The sequence below is a fragment of the Cronobacter malonaticus LMG 23826 genome (assembly GCF_001277215.2).
GTDB classification, from domain to species: domain Bacteria; phylum Pseudomonadota; class Gammaproteobacteria; order Enterobacterales; family Enterobacteriaceae; genus Cronobacter; species Cronobacter malonaticus.
In genome coordinates this window covers 1,484,280-1,500,055 of sequence record NZ_CP013940.1, presented here as the reverse complement: position 1 = coordinate 1,500,055, position 15,776 = coordinate 1,484,280, and the positions used below count along the sequence as shown (strand labels likewise).

The 15,776-nt window shown below is 50.0% G+C and carries 19 protein-coding genes and 3 pseudogenes; 7 read left to right on the top strand and 15 right to left on the bottom strand.

All coding sequences use genetic code 11. The features are described 5' to 3' along the window. The first annotated feature begins 121 nt into the window (after window positions 1-121). Entirely contained in the window at window positions 122-805 is a 684-nt protein-coding gene (locus tag AFK66_RS07035) for an SOS response-associated peptidase (RefSeq protein WP_007776104.1), read from the top strand. Between the two features lie 192 nt (window positions 806-997). Here AFK66_RS07035 and AFK66_RS07030 read toward each other — a convergent pair whose 3' ends face one another. Beyond that, on the bottom strand, window positions 998-1,603 hold the full coding sequence (locus AFK66_RS07030) for a class I SAM-dependent DNA methyltransferase (RefSeq protein WP_007776106.1): 606 nt from the start codon (window positions 1,601-1,603) through the stop codon (window positions 998-1,000). 235 nt (window positions 1,604-1,838) lie between these two features. Here AFK66_RS07030 and AFK66_RS07025 point away from each other — a divergent pair, with 235 nt between their 5' ends. From AFK66_RS07025 to AFK66_RS07015, 3 genes are all read left to right on the top strand, one after another. After that, a complete protein-coding gene (locus tag AFK66_RS07025) occupies window positions 1,839-2,288 on the top strand; it encodes a hypothetical protein (protein ID WP_007776108.1) in 450 nt (149 codons plus the stop codon). A 1,192-nt stretch (window positions 2,289-3,480) separates the two neighbouring features. Continuing rightward, a complete protein-coding gene (locus AFK66_RS07020; RefSeq protein ID WP_032968267.1) occupies window positions 3,481-3,801 on the top strand; it encodes a type II toxin-antitoxin system TacA family antitoxin in 321 nt (106 codons plus the stop codon). Further along, window positions 3,785-4,333, top strand: a complete 549-nt coding sequence (locus AFK66_RS07015; RefSeq protein WP_007776109.1) for a GNAT family N-acetyltransferase — start codon at window positions 3,785-3,787, stop codon at window positions 4,331-4,333. Before AFK66_RS07020 ends, AFK66_RS07015 begins: the two co-directional genes overlap by 17 nt. 194 nt (window positions 4,334-4,527) lie before the next feature. On the opposite strand, the pseudogene AFK66_RS22975 reads toward AFK66_RS07015, so the two are convergent. After that, window positions 4,528-4,736, bottom strand: a pseudogene (locus AFK66_RS22975) (DUF4113 domain-containing protein); the annotation flags it as partial. A 290-nt stretch (window positions 4,737-5,026) separates the two neighbouring features. Here AFK66_RS22975 and AFK66_RS07005 point away from each other — a divergent pair. Continuing rightward, a complete protein-coding gene (locus tag AFK66_RS07005; RefSeq protein ID WP_007776115.1) occupies window positions 5,027-7,705 on the top strand; it encodes a TrlF family AAA-like ATPase in 2,679 nt (892 codons plus the stop codon). A 236-nt stretch (window positions 7,706-7,941) separates the two neighbouring features. On the opposite strand, the gene AFK66_RS07000 is transcribed toward AFK66_RS07005, so the two are convergent. From AFK66_RS07000 to AFK66_RS06950, 13 genes and pseudogenes are all read right to left on the bottom strand, one after another. Beyond that, window positions 7,942-9,204: a Y-family DNA polymerase gene (locus AFK66_RS07000; protein WP_032983696.1), complete on the bottom strand. Its 1,263-nt coding sequence runs from the start codon at window positions 9,202-9,204 to the stop codon at window positions 7,942-7,944. After that, window positions 9,188-9,625, bottom strand: coding sequence for a translesion error-prone DNA polymerase V autoproteolytic subunit (umuD, locus tag AFK66_RS06995; RefSeq protein ID WP_014728470.1), 438 nt, complete (start codon window positions 9,623-9,625; stop codon window positions 9,188-9,190). Before umuD ends, AFK66_RS07000 begins: the two co-directional genes overlap by 17 nt. Before the next feature lie 77 nt (window positions 9,626-9,702). Beyond that, window positions 9,703-10,098 (bottom strand): tail fiber assembly protein, encoded by a 396-nt coding sequence (locus tag AFK66_RS06990; RefSeq protein WP_032983697.1) that lies wholly within the window; start codon window positions 10,096-10,098, stop codon window positions 9,703-9,705. Continuing rightward, window positions 10,098-11,234: a glycine-rich domain-containing protein gene (locus AFK66_RS22970; RefSeq protein ID WP_230586648.1), complete on the bottom strand. Its 1,137-nt coding sequence runs from the start codon at window positions 11,232-11,234 to the stop codon at window positions 10,098-10,100. Before AFK66_RS22970 ends, AFK66_RS06990 begins: the two co-directional genes overlap by 1 nt. A gap of 40 nt (window positions 11,235-11,274) precedes the next feature. Then, window positions 11,275-11,745, bottom strand: a complete 471-nt coding sequence (locus AFK66_RS06980; RefSeq protein ID WP_080629967.1) for a DUF6453 family protein — start codon at window positions 11,743-11,745, stop codon at window positions 11,275-11,277. Between the two features lie 26 nt (window positions 11,746-11,771). Then, window positions 11,772-11,846 (bottom strand): annotated as a pseudogene (locus tag AFK66_RS22965) (phage tail assembly protein T); the annotation flags it as partial. Window positions 11,847-11,869: 23 nt separating this feature from the next. After that, window positions 11,870-12,265, bottom strand: coding sequence for a phage tail assembly chaperone (locus AFK66_RS06975; protein WP_007776123.1), 396 nt, complete (start codon window positions 12,263-12,265; stop codon window positions 11,870-11,872). Window positions 12,266-12,313: 48 nt separating this feature from the next. Continuing rightward, window positions 12,314-12,769 (bottom strand): phage tail tube protein, encoded by a 456-nt coding sequence (locus AFK66_RS06970; RefSeq protein WP_004388601.1) that lies wholly within the window; start codon window positions 12,767-12,769, stop codon window positions 12,314-12,316. A gap of 46 nt (window positions 12,770-12,815) precedes the next feature. Next, window positions 12,816-13,145 (bottom strand): DUF3168 domain-containing protein, encoded by a 330-nt coding sequence (locus AFK66_RS06965; protein WP_007776127.1) that lies wholly within the window; start codon window positions 13,143-13,145, stop codon window positions 12,816-12,818. Beyond that, window positions 13,142-13,216 (bottom strand): annotated as a pseudogene (locus AFK66_RS23275) (HK97-gp10 family putative phage morphogenesis protein); the annotation flags it as partial. The gene AFK66_RS06965 and the pseudogene AFK66_RS23275, both read right to left, overlap by 4 nt. Window positions 13,217-13,282: 66 nt before the next feature. Further along, entirely contained in the window at window positions 13,283-13,609 is a 327-nt protein-coding gene (locus AFK66_RS06960) for a head-tail connector protein (RefSeq protein WP_007776129.1), read from the bottom strand. After that, window positions 13,603-14,022: a hypothetical protein gene (locus AFK66_RS22600; protein WP_032968268.1), complete on the bottom strand. Its 420-nt coding sequence runs from the start codon at window positions 14,020-14,022 to the stop codon at window positions 13,603-13,605. Before AFK66_RS22600 ends, AFK66_RS06960 begins: the two co-directional genes overlap by 7 nt. A gap of 63 nt (window positions 14,023-14,085) precedes the next feature. Then, window positions 14,086-14,439, bottom strand: a complete 354-nt coding sequence (locus AFK66_RS06950; RefSeq protein ID WP_032968269.1) for an HNH endonuclease — start codon at window positions 14,437-14,439, stop codon at window positions 14,086-14,088. 162 nt (window positions 14,440-14,601) lie between these two features. Here AFK66_RS06950 and AFK66_RS06945 point away from each other — a divergent pair, with 162 nt between their 5' ends. Next, window positions 14,602-15,036, top strand: a complete 435-nt coding sequence (locus AFK66_RS06945; RefSeq protein ID WP_032968271.1) for a hypothetical protein — start codon at window positions 14,602-14,604, stop codon at window positions 15,034-15,036. Beyond that, window positions 15,036-15,626 (top strand): hypothetical protein, encoded by a 591-nt coding sequence (locus AFK66_RS06940; RefSeq protein ID WP_032968273.1) that lies wholly within the window; start codon window positions 15,036-15,038, stop codon window positions 15,624-15,626. Before AFK66_RS06945 ends, AFK66_RS06940 begins: the two co-directional genes overlap by 1 nt. Window positions 15,627-15,776 lie beyond the last annotated feature (150 nt).

Here is a 15,776-nt window from a genome sequence, read left to right as displayed (position 1 = left end):
CCAGCAGGATGGCCCCACCAGCCGTTATCTCATCCAGAAATAACCCTCAGCGCCCTCCCCGCCGGGAGGGCGCGCGGTTCCTGCCCTATACTTCGGTAAAGCCTGTTAACCGGAGCCCGCTATGTGCGGCAGATTTGCCCAGACCTTAAGCCGTGAAGAATACCTGGCGGCGCTTGATGAAACGACGGAGCGCGACATCGCTTTCGACCCGGAGCCGCTGGCGCGCTATAACGTCGCGCCCGGCACCCGTGTATTGCTCCTTAACCAGCGCGACGATCTGTTGCATCTCGATCCTGTGCACTGGGGCTATGCGCCGCCGTGGTGGCACAAAGCGCCGCTGATTAACGCGCGCGTGGAGACGGCCGCCACCAGCCGTATGTTTAAGCCGCTGTGGCAGCACGGACGCGCGATTGTCTTTGCCGACGGCTGGTATGAGTGGAAACGCCGGGGCGACAAAAAGCAGCCTTATTTTATTCACCGCGCCGATGGTCAGCCGCTGTTTTTCGCCGCGATCGGCAAAGCGCCATTTGAAAGCGGCAGCGATAGCGAAGGTTTTGTGATTGTCACCGCGGCGGCGGACATAGGGCTTATCGACATCCATGACCGCCGCCCGGTGGCGCTGACGGCAGAGGCCGCGCTTGCCTGGCTCAGCCCGGAGACCTCGGACGCGCGCGCCAAAACGCTCACCAGTGACGGCGCGCTCGGACCGGAGGCGTTTATCTGGCACCCGGTGGATCGCGCGGTCGGGAATATCAGAAACCAAAGCCCTGATCTGCTCGCCCCCATTGATAATCCGATCGTGTGACGCTGTTATGAGAGAAGCCGCACTATTACGGGTATGATGTTAAGGAAGAACTTAATCAGAGAAGAAATACGATGCGCAAAACAACGATTATTTTACTGCTGGTGGCGGCCGTGGTCTGGAGCGCCGATTATATGGGCTGGCTGTAACGCCGAATAATATGGCCCGTCGAGACGGGCCGCGGCGTCAATAAGCTCAGCGCGCCACCGCCAGCCAGACGGTGCGCCCACCGCTCGCCGCGTCGTTTGGGCGAAAGGTGAGAACGTCAAACCCGTGCGCGTTCAGCAATTGCGTATACTCCTCCGGCGACAGGCTCGCGTGATATAAAGGCTCCCCCAGAAATTCTCCTACCGCTTCGCCATTTTCCGGCCCGCTGTTAAAGAGTAGTTTCGCGCCCGGCTTTGCGTGCTGCTGAAAAATGGCAAACATGGCGCGCTGATCCTCACGGGTAAGATGAAAAAAGCTGTCCCAGGCAATCAGCGCGTCAAAACGCGCGTTAAGTGACAGCGTTCGCATATCACCGGTTAACCAGCGGTGGCGCGGCAGTCGCTCCCGGCAAAGCGCAATCAGCGCAGGCGTAATATCAACGCCGGTAATATCAAACCCTTTGCTGTCGATATACATACCAACCGGGCTTGCGGAACCGCAGCCGATATCCAGCACGGTGCCGCCCTCTTCCAGCCCCTCCAGTACGGCATCGAGCCACGGCTGCTCAACAAATCGCGCCTGTCTTATCTCGTCCCATTGCAGGCCATGCTGACGGTAAAAATGGGCGACGGTCTTTGAGGAAGGATGGTTCATAAGGCGTATCCTGGATGAAATGGAAAAACAGAGTATACGCACAAGGGCGAGCGCCTGAAGCCACGGATTCCAGGTGGGTTACAGTAAGCGCATCACAGGTTACGCGACCATGAATGGCGTCCAGTCTTGTTACCTTATCGTGTATAACAAGCTGCTCGCGCTGACGATTTTTAGCAGATTGACAACCCGTGTACGCATCGGTGAGGATTAATATAAACAATGCAAGGAAAAGCAAATGCAGCAAATAGTGAATGTTTTATTAGGATTATTACCCCTGGTTGTGATGTGTCTGCTGCTCAGGCTTTTTCTTCGCAAGCTGCGCAACCCAAAACCTGCCTTTTCAGCCAGCAATGAAATGAAACAGATATCTTATCATCCTTCGCTGTTTGGCTGGGGCCTGACGAAAGAACGCTTCTGTTTTGACAAGCACTATTTATACAGAATAAAGGGTGATACCACGGAAGAAATTAACCTTTCTGAAATCATCAGCGTTAAACCAGGCTATACCGAGGTCAATAACCGCCGTAACTGGGTGGTGGTCTATAGTAAAAATGGACTGCAAAAAGAAGCGCGTTTTTTTCATAATACCACGCTGTTTAACCACAATTTCGCGCAGTTTCTTGTTGCGGTAAAACAAGCCAACCCTGAAGCTGACGTTAAAGAGATATCGTTTTTTAACGTCTGAAGCCAGAATCATGGGCGCTTCTCTGATGCGGTGCGTCCCTCGCTCTTCATATTGACTCCATACGCCAGATAATCAGAATCAATCCTTCACCCGCACAATATCGCATCTACCCCGGAGAGGACGCGAGGAGCAGACTAAATTATCATTTAAAATGTGCTGAGTTTGCCTCAGGAAATACAGAACCGTTTTTACTTCGGATTTAACATGCTACACCAATACGTTTCTGAAATTCACCGGGTCAGTATAAAAACATAGGCTTTATATATTTTAAAAACCTGCATTGATACCAATATATGCCCAACAAAGTGACTTCAACAAACTTGCATTAAACGGATTCGCCCACACCGCCAACCCGCCTGCAGTCCCTGGCCCATAAAACAAAAAAGCAGGCAGCCATGAACAGACAGAGATTCTCTGCCAGCTCATCGCCACCTGCTCGTAAAAGCGTGCCTGATAGATTTCTATCAACGCGTTTTGCGGGTCACTACACCTGCATATTCATAATATGCAACACTACTTTTTATAAACGTTAAAGTTCGTCCAAGAGCGCATTACATAACAGGTTCTTAGGTGCCCCGCTTTCGCGAGGCGCTGTAGTTCGTCGTAGTTCGTGCACCTTTTTGTGTCCCATATGTGCCCCAAAACTTTCCCGCGCAAATTCAGTTAAAACATGAACCTCATACGTAATGCAAAAGCATAACGGGATATGGTTCCAACCTTACACTAACCCTGTCTGTGGACAGGATGCTGATCAAGAATATGTTTTGCTCTTCATGGTCGTCGATCCTTGAAGCGTTAGCTCCGCTCTTTTTTATCCGTATGCTGTACGTACACTATGTACGGACATTGTACGGTTCTTGCTTGACATTTTTTAATCCTCTGTGCATTATTCATCCTGTAACTGTTCGTATATGTAACATTTAATAGAAATGTGGCGCTTAAGATTAAACTCGTAGACCCGTAGAATCCGTAGACCCGTAGACCCGTAGACCCGTAGACCCGTAGAATCCGTAGACCCGTAGAATCCGTAGACCCGTAGACCCGTAGACCCGTAGACCCGTAGACCCTGAAAAAGTAAGGAACCCGTATGAATGTGAAAAATGTCAACACATCTTTTAAGCGTTACAGATGAATTAACAAAGGAGGCAATATATTGATTTTATAAGATTTATTACATTGTGAGGTTTAAGTTATGAGAAACACCTATTCAAATGGTGGTTCCGCAAGCTTGGCTTTGGCCGGAGCCAAAGATACACGTGTCGAGCTGAGAACCAGCGTCGATATAAAAGAGAAACTGCGTGAAGCAGCCTCTCTGGTTGGGGTGGATATGAGTGCGTTTATTTTGATGGCTGCTACACGCGCAGCTCAGCAGGCGCTAGACGAACAGCGAATGCGAAAGCTCAGCGAAGAAGAGTGGAATCATTTAAATGACCTTATCAATTCACCTCGTCAGCCAAGAGAGAAGTTGCGCACGCTAATGACGAGGAAACCGAGATATGTCCGAGAATATTGATAATATTTTTCGTGTTGTAAAAGCTGATTCCGATGTAAAAATCACCGGGGTTAAAAAGTTTGATTGTGGCGATAAGGTGCTTAATGACTATTTACAGCAGCTAAAGCGCCAGTATAGCCGTGACAACATCAATGGCTTATTGCTTCTTGAAGGCGATAAAGTGGTGGGATTTGTGACGGCTTCTTTGTATCAGTTGGGCCGGGATGAAATTCCCAAAGAAATATTTCCTCATTCGGTCCCACCTGTATTTGCAGTAATGAAAATCCCTATGATCGCTATCGATAAGCAATACCAAAGGCAGGGCTGGGGTGATGAGTTGTTTCGCGCTATTCTTGATTACTGTATTGATAGTGCGAATTTAGTGCGTGGCATTAAAGGGGTTTATCTGGATGCTAAAGTTGGTGCCCGCGCTTTTTACGAAAGTTTTGATTTTGAGGCTACCAGTGAAGAGATTAGCATCAACGATACAATCCCAATGTTCATATCGATGGAAATGTTGCGGTACTCGAAGGAATTGGAAAAAAGCGCCTGATGTTTTTTCACCTGTCACAGCGATGAAGCCACAGGACTATGGCTTCATCGCAGCTTAATTAAAATGACAATCGTATTAGAGTCAAAAATTAATTGTTACATTTTCATTGTCAGTTTGTTCTTCACTTACAATAACCTTTTATTGAAATATCCCGCCTGTTCTTCTAAGGTGCGCGCAATAGGCACATCAGACAGTCATGTTGTGTAGCAAGCGACAGCATTTCCAGCCACGACTGCTGGATACCCTGCCCCGCAAAATACAGTATTCCCTTCCCCTGCTGGTTGAGTTTGTCCATTAGTGATATCAGCGCCTCGCTGTTCGCGCGCGGCGCGTTCTCGTCAAAAGGGTTCAGCTGCGCACGCGTTAGACTGCCTAAAAGGCCACCCAGCATATAGCTCACCTTTTACAGGTCGCTGTCACACAATACGTAAGCCAAGCTTCGCGAGGTTCCTGAAAGTACCGAAACCAGAGAGAATTGTAGAATGTCAATACTTTCTACTATGTGCCAAAAGCGAAACTAGCTTATAACCATTTGTGTTCAATGAGGAACAGGCCACTTCATTTTTCTGACTTCATAAAACGAAAAAAGCGCGCCGGATCAAATCTGCTTCACGCAAGTGCGTTAATCCCGTAGCCGGGAATTTTTAACCCTATTAAGATGGCGAATACACTTTCTGTATGAAGGATCCGCCAGTGATAGGCTCACAATGGAATAAATGGGATTTACATATCCACAGTCCACTGACGTGGCTGGCCAATAGTTATGATAATGTTAATATCGAGGATTATGTTAGGACGCTGGGGGCGCATCAGCTATCCCTTATCGCCGTGACGAACTACTTTTATTTGCGGCAGAACGAATTGGAAATCATCCGGGATGAAATTGCCCGGCAGCGTCTGTCGATCACAGTACTTGCCAACGTGGAATTTCGTCTCGATCAGCAGAACCGGGATGACCAGTTCATTAACATCCATATTCTCTTTTCAGAGAAGCTTTCAACGGAGCGCATCAATGAAGCCCTTTCCCACCTGCCGCTCAGGCTGACGGATGGTGGGGGGAAGAATGTCTACTGTTGCGAGAAAAGCGTTGGCGACAGCGGTCACGGTGTTGATACTATTACGGTTGCACTGTTAGATATGACTTCCCATCTCAATTCCGTGCTGCGTCCATTCCAAGACTTTCTAATTGCAGTGTGCCCCAACGGCTATGGCGGATATCGTCCGGGAGCCACAGGCCGATCGGCTGCTGCCGCGACCGAAATTGACCGCCAGGGACAGATTATTTTCGGTGGTGCGGCCGATCGTGAATTTTACCTGCAGACCGACCGTTATCCTGGTGCCACAATCAAACCTGTATTTCTGTGTTCGGACGCGCACAGCGTGGCACAGATTGGCGGCCGTTATACGTGGGTTAAGGCGCTGCCGACATTTGAGGGACTCCGGCAGGCTCTGCTTGAACCCGAATCGCGACTGAGGATCGGTGATGACTGGCTGACCAACCGCACACCCAAGGCTCACTTCAGTAAGATCGAGGTGGAAGGCACCATTTTTGATGGTCAGAAGATCCGCTTCCGGCAACTGGTAATCCCCCTGAGCCAGGACATGGTTGCCATTATCGGAGGCCGAGGAACTGGAAAAAGTCTGCTCCTGGATGCGCTTCGCTCTCGGTTTGCCGGAGCCGCAACTAGGGGAAGTGAGCAACGTGCGGTGAATGTGCAAAATCTATGCGTTGAACTGGACAAGGCCAACGGGGAAAAGGTGCGCTTTGATGCATATTCAGAAGGATATGAATACCTTCATGTATCCCAAGGCGAGATCAAAAAACTTTGCCAAGAGCCCGGTCTTATCAGCGATGAGATTAAAAAAATGCTGCGACTGTCTTCTCACCATGAGGCTGACAGTACGGGGGAACTACTCACCGAAAACCTCAGTGCCTGGCGTGCATGGCGCGAGTTTCTTACATTTAAAAATGAGCGTAGCGAGCCGATCAATACGCGTGCATTTCAGGAAGCGCTTGCCAGAACGGCCCGGGAAAAAATTGATGTCCTGACCAGCACTCGTAACAAGGAACTGATCGAGCAATTTCGTGACAACAGCGGGCAGCAGGCCACCCTAACACAGGTCAAAAAACATGCATCCGGGCTGCAAACAGCGATTGATACATCCGCCCGGGATCTGATTACAAAGATTGACACCGTCAACGCTGCTATTGATGACGGCACAGTTATCCCGTACCCCGATCTGTCATTGCTTGCCGCCGCTGTCGGGACTAAGCTGGCCAGCATTGACGAGAAGGCTACACGGCTTGCTGAGGATAATTGCCGTATCATGGCGTCGTTTCAGGAGCAGGGGCTGGGGCAGGATATCCCGGGATTACTGGAAAAGGTGCAGGAATATCAACTGCAGGCGGATCGGGCTGAGGAACATTTGGGCACTATCGACGCCCGGGAGACACAGTATCAGCAGGAGTTACTCCAGCGAGGCGAACTGGCTACCACGTTTATTGACTCGCTGCTGGCAAAGCAGGCGGTCATCGATACTTCATATGCCTCTCTGGCTAACAAACCGCACCTGACTGACGATCAACAGGCGCTAATCCGGAATATTCTGACCGACATTCGTATTTATGGCCAGCCGCATTTTGATGTGGAGGCGTTTTATAATGGTATCCTAGATCATATTAACCGCGGCCGATTTAGGGCTTCCGCTGAACAGACGTCTGTTGAACGGCTGCGCGATGTGTTCCGGGTGCAAACCATTTCTGATTTACATGCACTGCTCTCCAACGCTCCCGTAATGGCACTGCCGGAATGCCCTGATAGGAAACTTTCCATTGAAGAATTTCTGTGGCGCAGTGAGTATTTTAACAGTCAGGGGCCGTATGCTCTCCTGAACTTCCTCTTTAATCCGGAACATATCCAGCAGTACTTAAGCGTCAGGGCAGAATTTGAATACAAAGGAAAAACCGTCGAGAAACTGTCTGCCGGTCAGCGCGGAACCTTTTACGTCTGCCTCAAACTGGCTACGGATGCTTTTGGCTCACCTTTTGTCTTTGATCAGCCGGAAGATGATCTGGATAACGATTTTATCATGCACAATCTCGTGCCGCTATTCAGAAAAATTAAACAGTACCGTCAGGTCATCATAGTGACTCATAATGCTAACCTGGTGGTGAACTGTGATGCGGAACAGGTGATCATTGCCACAAATGATGATGAAGTGATCAGTTACCGGGCCGGGGCATTGGAGTACGGCGATCATGACGCACCAAACAGCATGCGCAGAGCAATCTGCGATGTGCTTGAAGGGGGGCGTCACGCATTTGAGGCTAGGGAGCAGAAATACGGCATGCTCTGGCTCAATCCCTTATAGAGAAGGACATTACCCCGGATCTCTGAGTGGCATTTTATAGTGGCCAGCAGAGATCCGACTTCGTTTAGAGCAGGCGGAGCTGCGCAACTACCTTATCGTGGTGTTAGTCATTACCAACGAGAACTGAGTTTCGGTGCCACCGGCCCGAATCCTCACAGCTGCAGAATGTAATATTCGCTTTTCACTCAAAGCGAACGTTATCATGCATTATAAAGGTGTGAACACTACCACTTTTATCATGCCCGCACGGTCGGTACATCAGCAAGCCGCGTCGTGTAACACGGCGACAGCATCTCGCGCTTCATCTGCCACGCCTGCTGGATACCCTGCCCCGCAAAATACAGGGTTCCCCGCCCCTGCCGGTTGAGTTTGTCCATCAGTGACATCAGCGCCTCGCTGTTCGCGCGCGGCGCGTTCTCGTCAAACAGATTCAGCTGCGCCACGCCCTGGCTGAAAAAGTCACCCAGCATAACCCCCGCCTTCTGGTACCGGTGTCCATCACGCCACACTGCATCGAGGCAGCGCGTCGCCGCGGCAATTATGTCGCGCGTGTCCTGTGTAGGCGTCAGCAGCTTAGTCCCGGCGTGGTTGCCGTAATACGGTTCAGCAGAGAACGGCGACGTTTTCACGAACACCGAAATGTACCGGCAGAACTGATGTTCGCCGCGGAGTTTTTCCGCCGCGCGCGCTGCATAGCTGCAGATAGCCTGGCGCATCGCCTCATAGTCGGTGATTCGCTCCCCGAAGGACCGGCTGCAGACGATTTCCTGTTTCGCCGGGGCGAACTCATCTATCTCCAGACAGGGCTCACCGCGCAGCTCGCGCACGGTGCGTTCCAGTACGACATTGAAGTGTTTGCGGATAAAGCGGATATCACTATCACAGAGCTGTAAAGCGTTTTTAACGCCCATCGCCTCCAGCTTTCTGGCAATACGCCGACCGACGCCCCAGACTTCCTCCACCGGCATCAGCGCCATCAGCCGCCGCTGGCGCGCCTGGTTTGACAGGTCCACCACCCCGCCCGTCTGCGGCCACTCCTTCGCCGCGCGATTGGCGAGTTTCGCCAGCGTCTTCGTCTGGGCGATACCGACACCACAATGAATCCGGGTGTTACGCCGCACCGTCTCGCGTATCTCCCGGCCAAAATCAGCCAGGTCGCGACAGTTCCGCACACCCGTCAGGTCACAGAATGCTTCATCGATACTGTATACCTCAACGCGCGGGCACATTTCCTCAAGCGTGGTCATCACCCGCTGGCTCATGTCGCCATAGAGTTCATAGTTGCTTGAGAAGGCTATAATCCGCTGTGGAAACTGCATCTCGCGAAGCTGGAACCAGGGCATGCCCATTTTTATGCCAAGCGCTTTGGCTTCGCGGCTGCGCGCTATCACGCAGCCATCATTATTCGAAAGCGCCACAATGGGCTTACCGGCCAGATCAGGACGGAATGCCGTCTCGCAACTCGTGTAAAACGAGTTCATATCAACCAGCGCGAACATTGCGGTGCAGGGTATTTATCACGCAAATGACAACGCCGACGATTTCGAGGTCGTCGGCGTCATAAACAGCTATAGGCGGGTAAGCCGGGTTCTCGGCGCGCAGCTGCGCCACCGGGTACGTCACCAGCCTTTTCACGGTGAACTCCCCGCCAATATTGGCGACCACGATGTCGTTATGCTTCGCGTGCAGACTGAAGTCCACCAGCAAAAGCGAGCCGTCAAGGATGCCAGCGTCGCGCATCGAGTCGCCAGCAACCCGCAGGACATAGGTGGATGAAGGATGTGCAATAAGGTGGGAAACGAGGTCAATGCCGCTGTCGATATAATCGGCAGCAGGACTCGGAAAGCCAGCTGAAATCAGGTCTGCATAGAATGGAATGTTGACTGGCGTAACCGGCCAGACGAGGGGGTGTATTTTCATTATGTACCTCCCGGTAAAATTACTGTGTATTTATACAGTAGTTTCAGGAGGTAACGAAATCAAGACGAAGCGGCCTATTAATCGTAAACGATAGCAGGCCATTCGATGTCGGGAGCTTCCGACATATCCAGTGAGTTGAGTTCGTCGATGTAGTCCAGCACCGCATTCACCTTAGCCGTTTCAGCTTCGGTAAGTTTGCGCCCCATCAACAGTTTGGTCCGCATCAGGCTGATTGACTGTTCAGCGGCAGCTGCCAACCCCAGGCGTTGATTTTCAGCAAGGGCCACATGTTCTTCATGGGTTTTCTGCGGAGGCGGTGGCGGGCTGAACTCTTTTCCGTCATAGGCCCATCCAATACCGCCATTGCTTCCCATCAGGACAATATCGCCTTCCATGTCCAGTTGCCCTTCCCCATCCCACATAATGCTGTTAACAACAACACCATCCACAATAACACCGTAAATATCTACCATTACGCATACTCCCAAATTATTGCCACTCCAGCAGATCCTGAAGCGCCAGTTCTGGTTGCTGTCTGGTTCGCATTATTATTCCCACCACCTCCACCGCAACCAGGTTCTGTCGGGGCGATCCTAGGGTTGTTCGAGGCACGTCTTGCGCCGCCACCGAAAGGAAACTTAGCATTACCACCACCGGAACCGGCAAATGATGATGCAGAGTATGAAACGCCTCCTTCGCCAGGCTGACCGGACTTGTTAATATCCCCACCTGAACCAAGCGCACCACCGCCCCCACCTCCACCGCCGGTATTATTGCTGGTTGTGGTCCCTCCTGGCTGTCCACCACCGCCCCCAGGCGCTGTCATTCCTGCAAAAGTTGTAGGACCACCTGGATCCCCCGAAGCTGATCCTCCAGTAGCGCCGAGCCCGCCCGCGCCAATATTTATTTGCAGGCCAGAAAATCCGGATCGGATTAATTTTGCCGTGTAACCACCTCCACCACCTCCGCCTGCAGGAGAATACTGCCCGGATGTGGTAGTTGTTGCACCGCCCCCACCTCCACCACCGCCTACCAGCTCAGCATATATAAATGACGTTCCTGGTGTGGGGGAGTAAATTCCAGAAGCCGTAATGACTTTCAGTCCAATCAATCGTCCCTTTCCGTCCCCTAAACCAAGATTGATCAGCGCTGCAGATTTGTCTGGCAGGTCTGATAGGTTTTTGTCCTTTGCTAGCCCATTATTTAGCATGCTCACCAACTTAAGCCATGCCGGACCTGTGAATGTAGATCCATCAGGAAGAGTGACAGTTATATTGTCATTCGAACTGAATACCTGCTGCCAGTTCATCTTGTCATAATTAAGCCCGCGCAACGCTTCTGCTGACTGAGTGGCAAGCGCCGAGGAAATCAGGCTCTGCGCTTCCTGCGGCACAGAAAACCATGCAACACCACTTTGTGTTGGGCCTGTATAATTACTGATAAGAATTAACTGCGTGTTGCTGGTAATTGATTTAACTGGAATTGTGTATGGCGCCCCACCCACATTAAAAACAATAAAATCACCAACTTTTAATTCAGTCGTGAATGTTGTACCAGTTCCAGTAACCACTGCTGATTTATTTGTGAGCGTAAGATTGCCTGCCGACATGGTATTCTCCTGACAGTATAAATGGCCGACGCGGTGATGCTTAATACATGCTTTCAAGCAGTAAAATATTGGTAGAGCTGACAATATCGAACGTAACCGGATAGTCACTGGTCCAGAAAGTTGCCACGTAACCGCGGCCAATTCGCACCGAATTTCCGCTTCTGACAATCCCGCAATATTTCGCGTAACACCAGCCGCCCTGAATATCAGACGTAGCGCCATAACGTCCAAGCATAATGAACCGGTTGCCGATATCCGTTGAGGTTTTAGACGCCCGGCAATACGCATTGCTGTATAAAAAAGGGCGGCGCGTTGTAGAGAATGTGCACTGACCCGCCGCATTAAAGAAATTAAGGCCGGGACCTGCAACTGGGGCCACACCCGTCGCAAATATCACGATGTCCATGGTGACTGTAGCGTTCACATTTGCGCCGTTACGCTCCTGTGTGGCGATCACTCTGGTGCCATCATATTCAACCGTCACACCATCGGCGCTCCATTTACCAAACACCAGATATGTTCCACGAGTAAAGCCGGTATACGCAACTCGCTCGCCGTCATTGTCTGCTTCAGTTCGTGAAGCGTACGGCCCAGACGCAGCGCCAGCGTCATCAGGAAGAAGGTGCCGGGCTGGCTTACGGCTTTTCCACTTCGGAGGCCGAGGTGGTCAGATCGAGCGCCTGCTTAAGAAGACGGGCGTGCACCGGGCCATAAAACAGCTCCACCTGCGGCTTGTCTTCTTCAGAAAAGACCTGCGTGCCATCTTCTTCAAGAAGTACATCAATAAACAACACGACGTCAGCGCTCTTGTTACGCAGCGCGCGCTCTGCAGCCGTCAATTCATCCGTTTCGCCATCTGTCTGCTTAGGGTTAAGCACCTGCTGCCATTCCAGCCAGGCCTGAGCGGAAGGCTCACGCAGTTTTACCGTGGCGTTTTCCCATTCAGGTACCGTCACGACTTTTGTACGGAAGCCCGCCATCGGTGCCAGCGCAAGCGCGCGAAGTGAACTCTGTGAAACCTGCTTTTCCATTTCATAACTCTCGTTTTAGCATTAAAAAAGCGGCTATCGCCGCTGTGATTAACCTGCTGCCGGGGCCGGTACGATCGGGACGGGTTTTCCTTTGATGCGCAGCGTAAACGACGCCGTCACCACCCCGGCCGTGCCCAAGCTCCAGCTGTTCTGGCGTACTTCTGCCAGGAACGCATAACCATTACCGGAGGGGAAAATCACCTGAAACGCATGCAGTGCATCGGTATCGTAGGCGGCGCGAAGCGTGTTCTGACCTTCTTCATCTGCTGACCAGTTACCGGAAACCGTCATCTCCCCGGGCGCAGCCAGGCCGTTCGTCATCTCCTGCTCGGTGGAGCAAAGGGTGGTGGTGTCGATATCCGATTTTTGCCCGCCGGTATAGCTGAGTTCTTTGGTCGAACAGTTAATGGACTGCCAGGTCGCACCGGTGGGATTAGGCACCGTTGCCGGATCGGCGGAAACGTTAATTTTCGTTCCCTGCGTTTTTTCGTATTTTGAGGACATAGAGAGCTCCGGATATAAAAAAGCCGCCCGGAGGCGGCAGAGTGGATTATTGCCAGATCTGAACTTCCAGCGTGGCGCGGTACAGCGCAGTATCAGGCTCGTATGCGTTAATCTCGTTCAGACCAACAGGATGCAGATCAGAGAGAGCTGATTTAACCTGCTCGCGCAGCGCGCGGGCGTCGTCAATCGAGCTGGCCCAGGCATCTACCTGAACCGTGCAGGCGATTTCTGCCGGTCCGCATAAAACATCCTCGCTGGCAGACGAGGGCAGAAGAAAAACCACCCACGGGGCTGCTGTGCCCTGGGGAGCGACGTACGGGAAAACATTGCCGCCTGCCAGTGTACTGAGTCGCGCGTAGATATCAGCCTCCGTCACTTCGCCAGCACCTCATCGATCGCCTGATTCATCCGCTGCAAAGCCACTTGCGTGGCCTCTTCATGGCGGGTGCCCGGACGATAGCCGCCCGGTAGCTGGTTTTTGCAGGCTTACCCTGTGCCGTAGTCTTCCTGCTTTCATACGCCATACACCCGGTAAGGTTGAAGAAGTGCTTTGGTGGAGAGGGCCAGCGCAGAGGTGACGTTACCCACGTTGACCGCTTCACGGTTCGCGTACCAGTGCCCGATAAGCATCAGCATCGCCATTTCAATATCATCGCTGTAAAGCAGGTGGTCAGGGTCGGAAAGGTAGCCCGGATCTTCAGATGAATCATAAAGCCGGCGGCGGGTCCACGTTTCCACATACCGCGAAGCCGCCTTTATGCTGTTTTCGATCCAGTTGTCGTCCTCCGTAAAATCCGGCTCGATATTGCAGTGATGCTTAACCTGCTCTTTGGTCAGCATTTGCGCCCCTTATTTGGCCTTGCCCTTTCCTTTCGGATCGGGGTCTTTTTCGGAATCAGCCTTTTTCTGGCCGGGCTCTTCCGCGTAAGCGTATAGATGGTGACGATGACTGCGCCAGAACAACCTAATACGGTAACTAAACCAATGATGGATACATGTAAACCAGCCCAAAACCCTTCCTTATCAACTCTAAATTTTCTGCATTCATCCATGACATTTTTAATCCAATATGCAAGAAGAGCTATTGCACATAGCCCGTAAATAATGGCCATGGGCACTCCCACTCCGGGATAGCCTTTCTTATCGGCCATAATGACAATAAATGTCATGGCAGCAATTAATGTTACATAACTGGCCGTATTGTTAACCATACGAGTCATAAAGGCTGAGGCTTCGCCTTTTTGGAAAGACATACTTTTCTCCTGTTTTAACAAATGAACGAGAATCGTTGTTCAATTGCTAACAAAAGAAAACTATCAATTTTTGGTATTTTCTCTGCCGGTTTTACGTTTATGGCATGGCCAGCACAGCGCCTGAAGGTTGCTGTCGTTGTCCGTGCCGCCATGAGCTTTCGGGATGATATGGTCGACGGTTTCAGCCGGGCGCGGCCTGCCATTGCGCAGACATTCCTGACAGATGTGCCTGTCACGTTTAAGGATGCGGGCGCGGATGATATCCCATTTGCTGCCGTAACCACGCTGGTGGCGGCTCATTCCTCGCTGATGCTGCTGCCAGCCTTCATTACGATGCGCCTCGCAGTAGCCCGAACGGTCAATGGTGGTGTCAGGACATCCGCATTTGCGGCAGGCACGAGGGATAGCGTATGGCATGCATAACACCTATAATTTACAAGCGAATAAATAACAACTGGTTTGCGATTAAAAAACGCCCAATTGGATTGGCAAAGATTTAACTATACTCATTTGGTTAAATTTTATAGAATTTCTGACAGTAAATTTTACTAACAGAAATGAAAATATAGAGAGATAAAAGTGAATAAATATTTAAAGACATTGAGCGAAACCATAAAAAAAATCAATTTCATTAAAGTGACCGAGGAAAGAGAGCTTGATGAGGGTGCTTTAATGTTTCGCTTTGAACATGATGAAGAACTTTTCTTTATGATGCTTAAACCTCTCAGCGATGAATATATTGTAATAAATGTTTCTAATCCAATTGCATTGCCCGACTATAAATTCAACACGCCAATATTTGACCTCATTAATAAATTCAACATCTATGCAGTTGGAACAAAATGTATAGTTTCTAATGAAGAAAAAAATCAGTTCATATTCACTCGTGAGGAAGTAATCACTATTAGTGATGTCTCAAATAATGACATAGTTGAACTCAGAGTTAATATTGCCCTCGACTTAGTCAAGTCAGCTGTAGATATATTACCAGCCGTCGATAAAGAGAAAGACTGATGAAAACACAAAAAAAGAAAAGTGATCTTTACATCTTTATTGTAGGCTGGGCAGCATCCACACTTGCAGTCGGAGTGCCTACTGGAGCGCTAATATTTATTAAACATCTTTACCCTGAAGCAGTAACAAGTTATGGCGACCGTATAACTGTAATCACCTATCTTGTAGGAGCGTTTTTTAGCGGCTGGTTTACTACTTATCGAGTCGTCTGCAAGTCGAATGAAAAAGATATTGAAATTGAGAGTTATAAAGAAAAAGCTTCTGAGCTTCAAAAAGATATAGATGATGCCAAGAAGGCTTATCGGTCACTCTCCCCTAAAAGCAAAATAATAAGTATTCTTACCGACATTCATGACGAGGCCAAAAAACTCACCACTGAAGAGCTTAGCGACTTATTAATAAAGAAAATTAAAGAGATAAATAATGATTCAACATTTGAACCTCGTTACGATGGTATGATCATACATGTTTCGGATAATGATTATAAACTAGACTCATCCTCTGTCACATCACCTAAAGCCAACTTAAGAAAATATGTTGGAACGCGATTTGACAAAGGGATTATATACAAAAGCAGATTTAATTTTTAATAAAAAAGGCCCTAACTTCTTCCCGAAGCGGGCCCTGATTTTTTAAATCTTAAATTTAGTTTTAAATTAGATAAAACATATTATTATTTAGAAAAGAAATGAGTAACGGTAGCATTATAAGAGCTGCTTATTTTACAGCATTGAAACTAA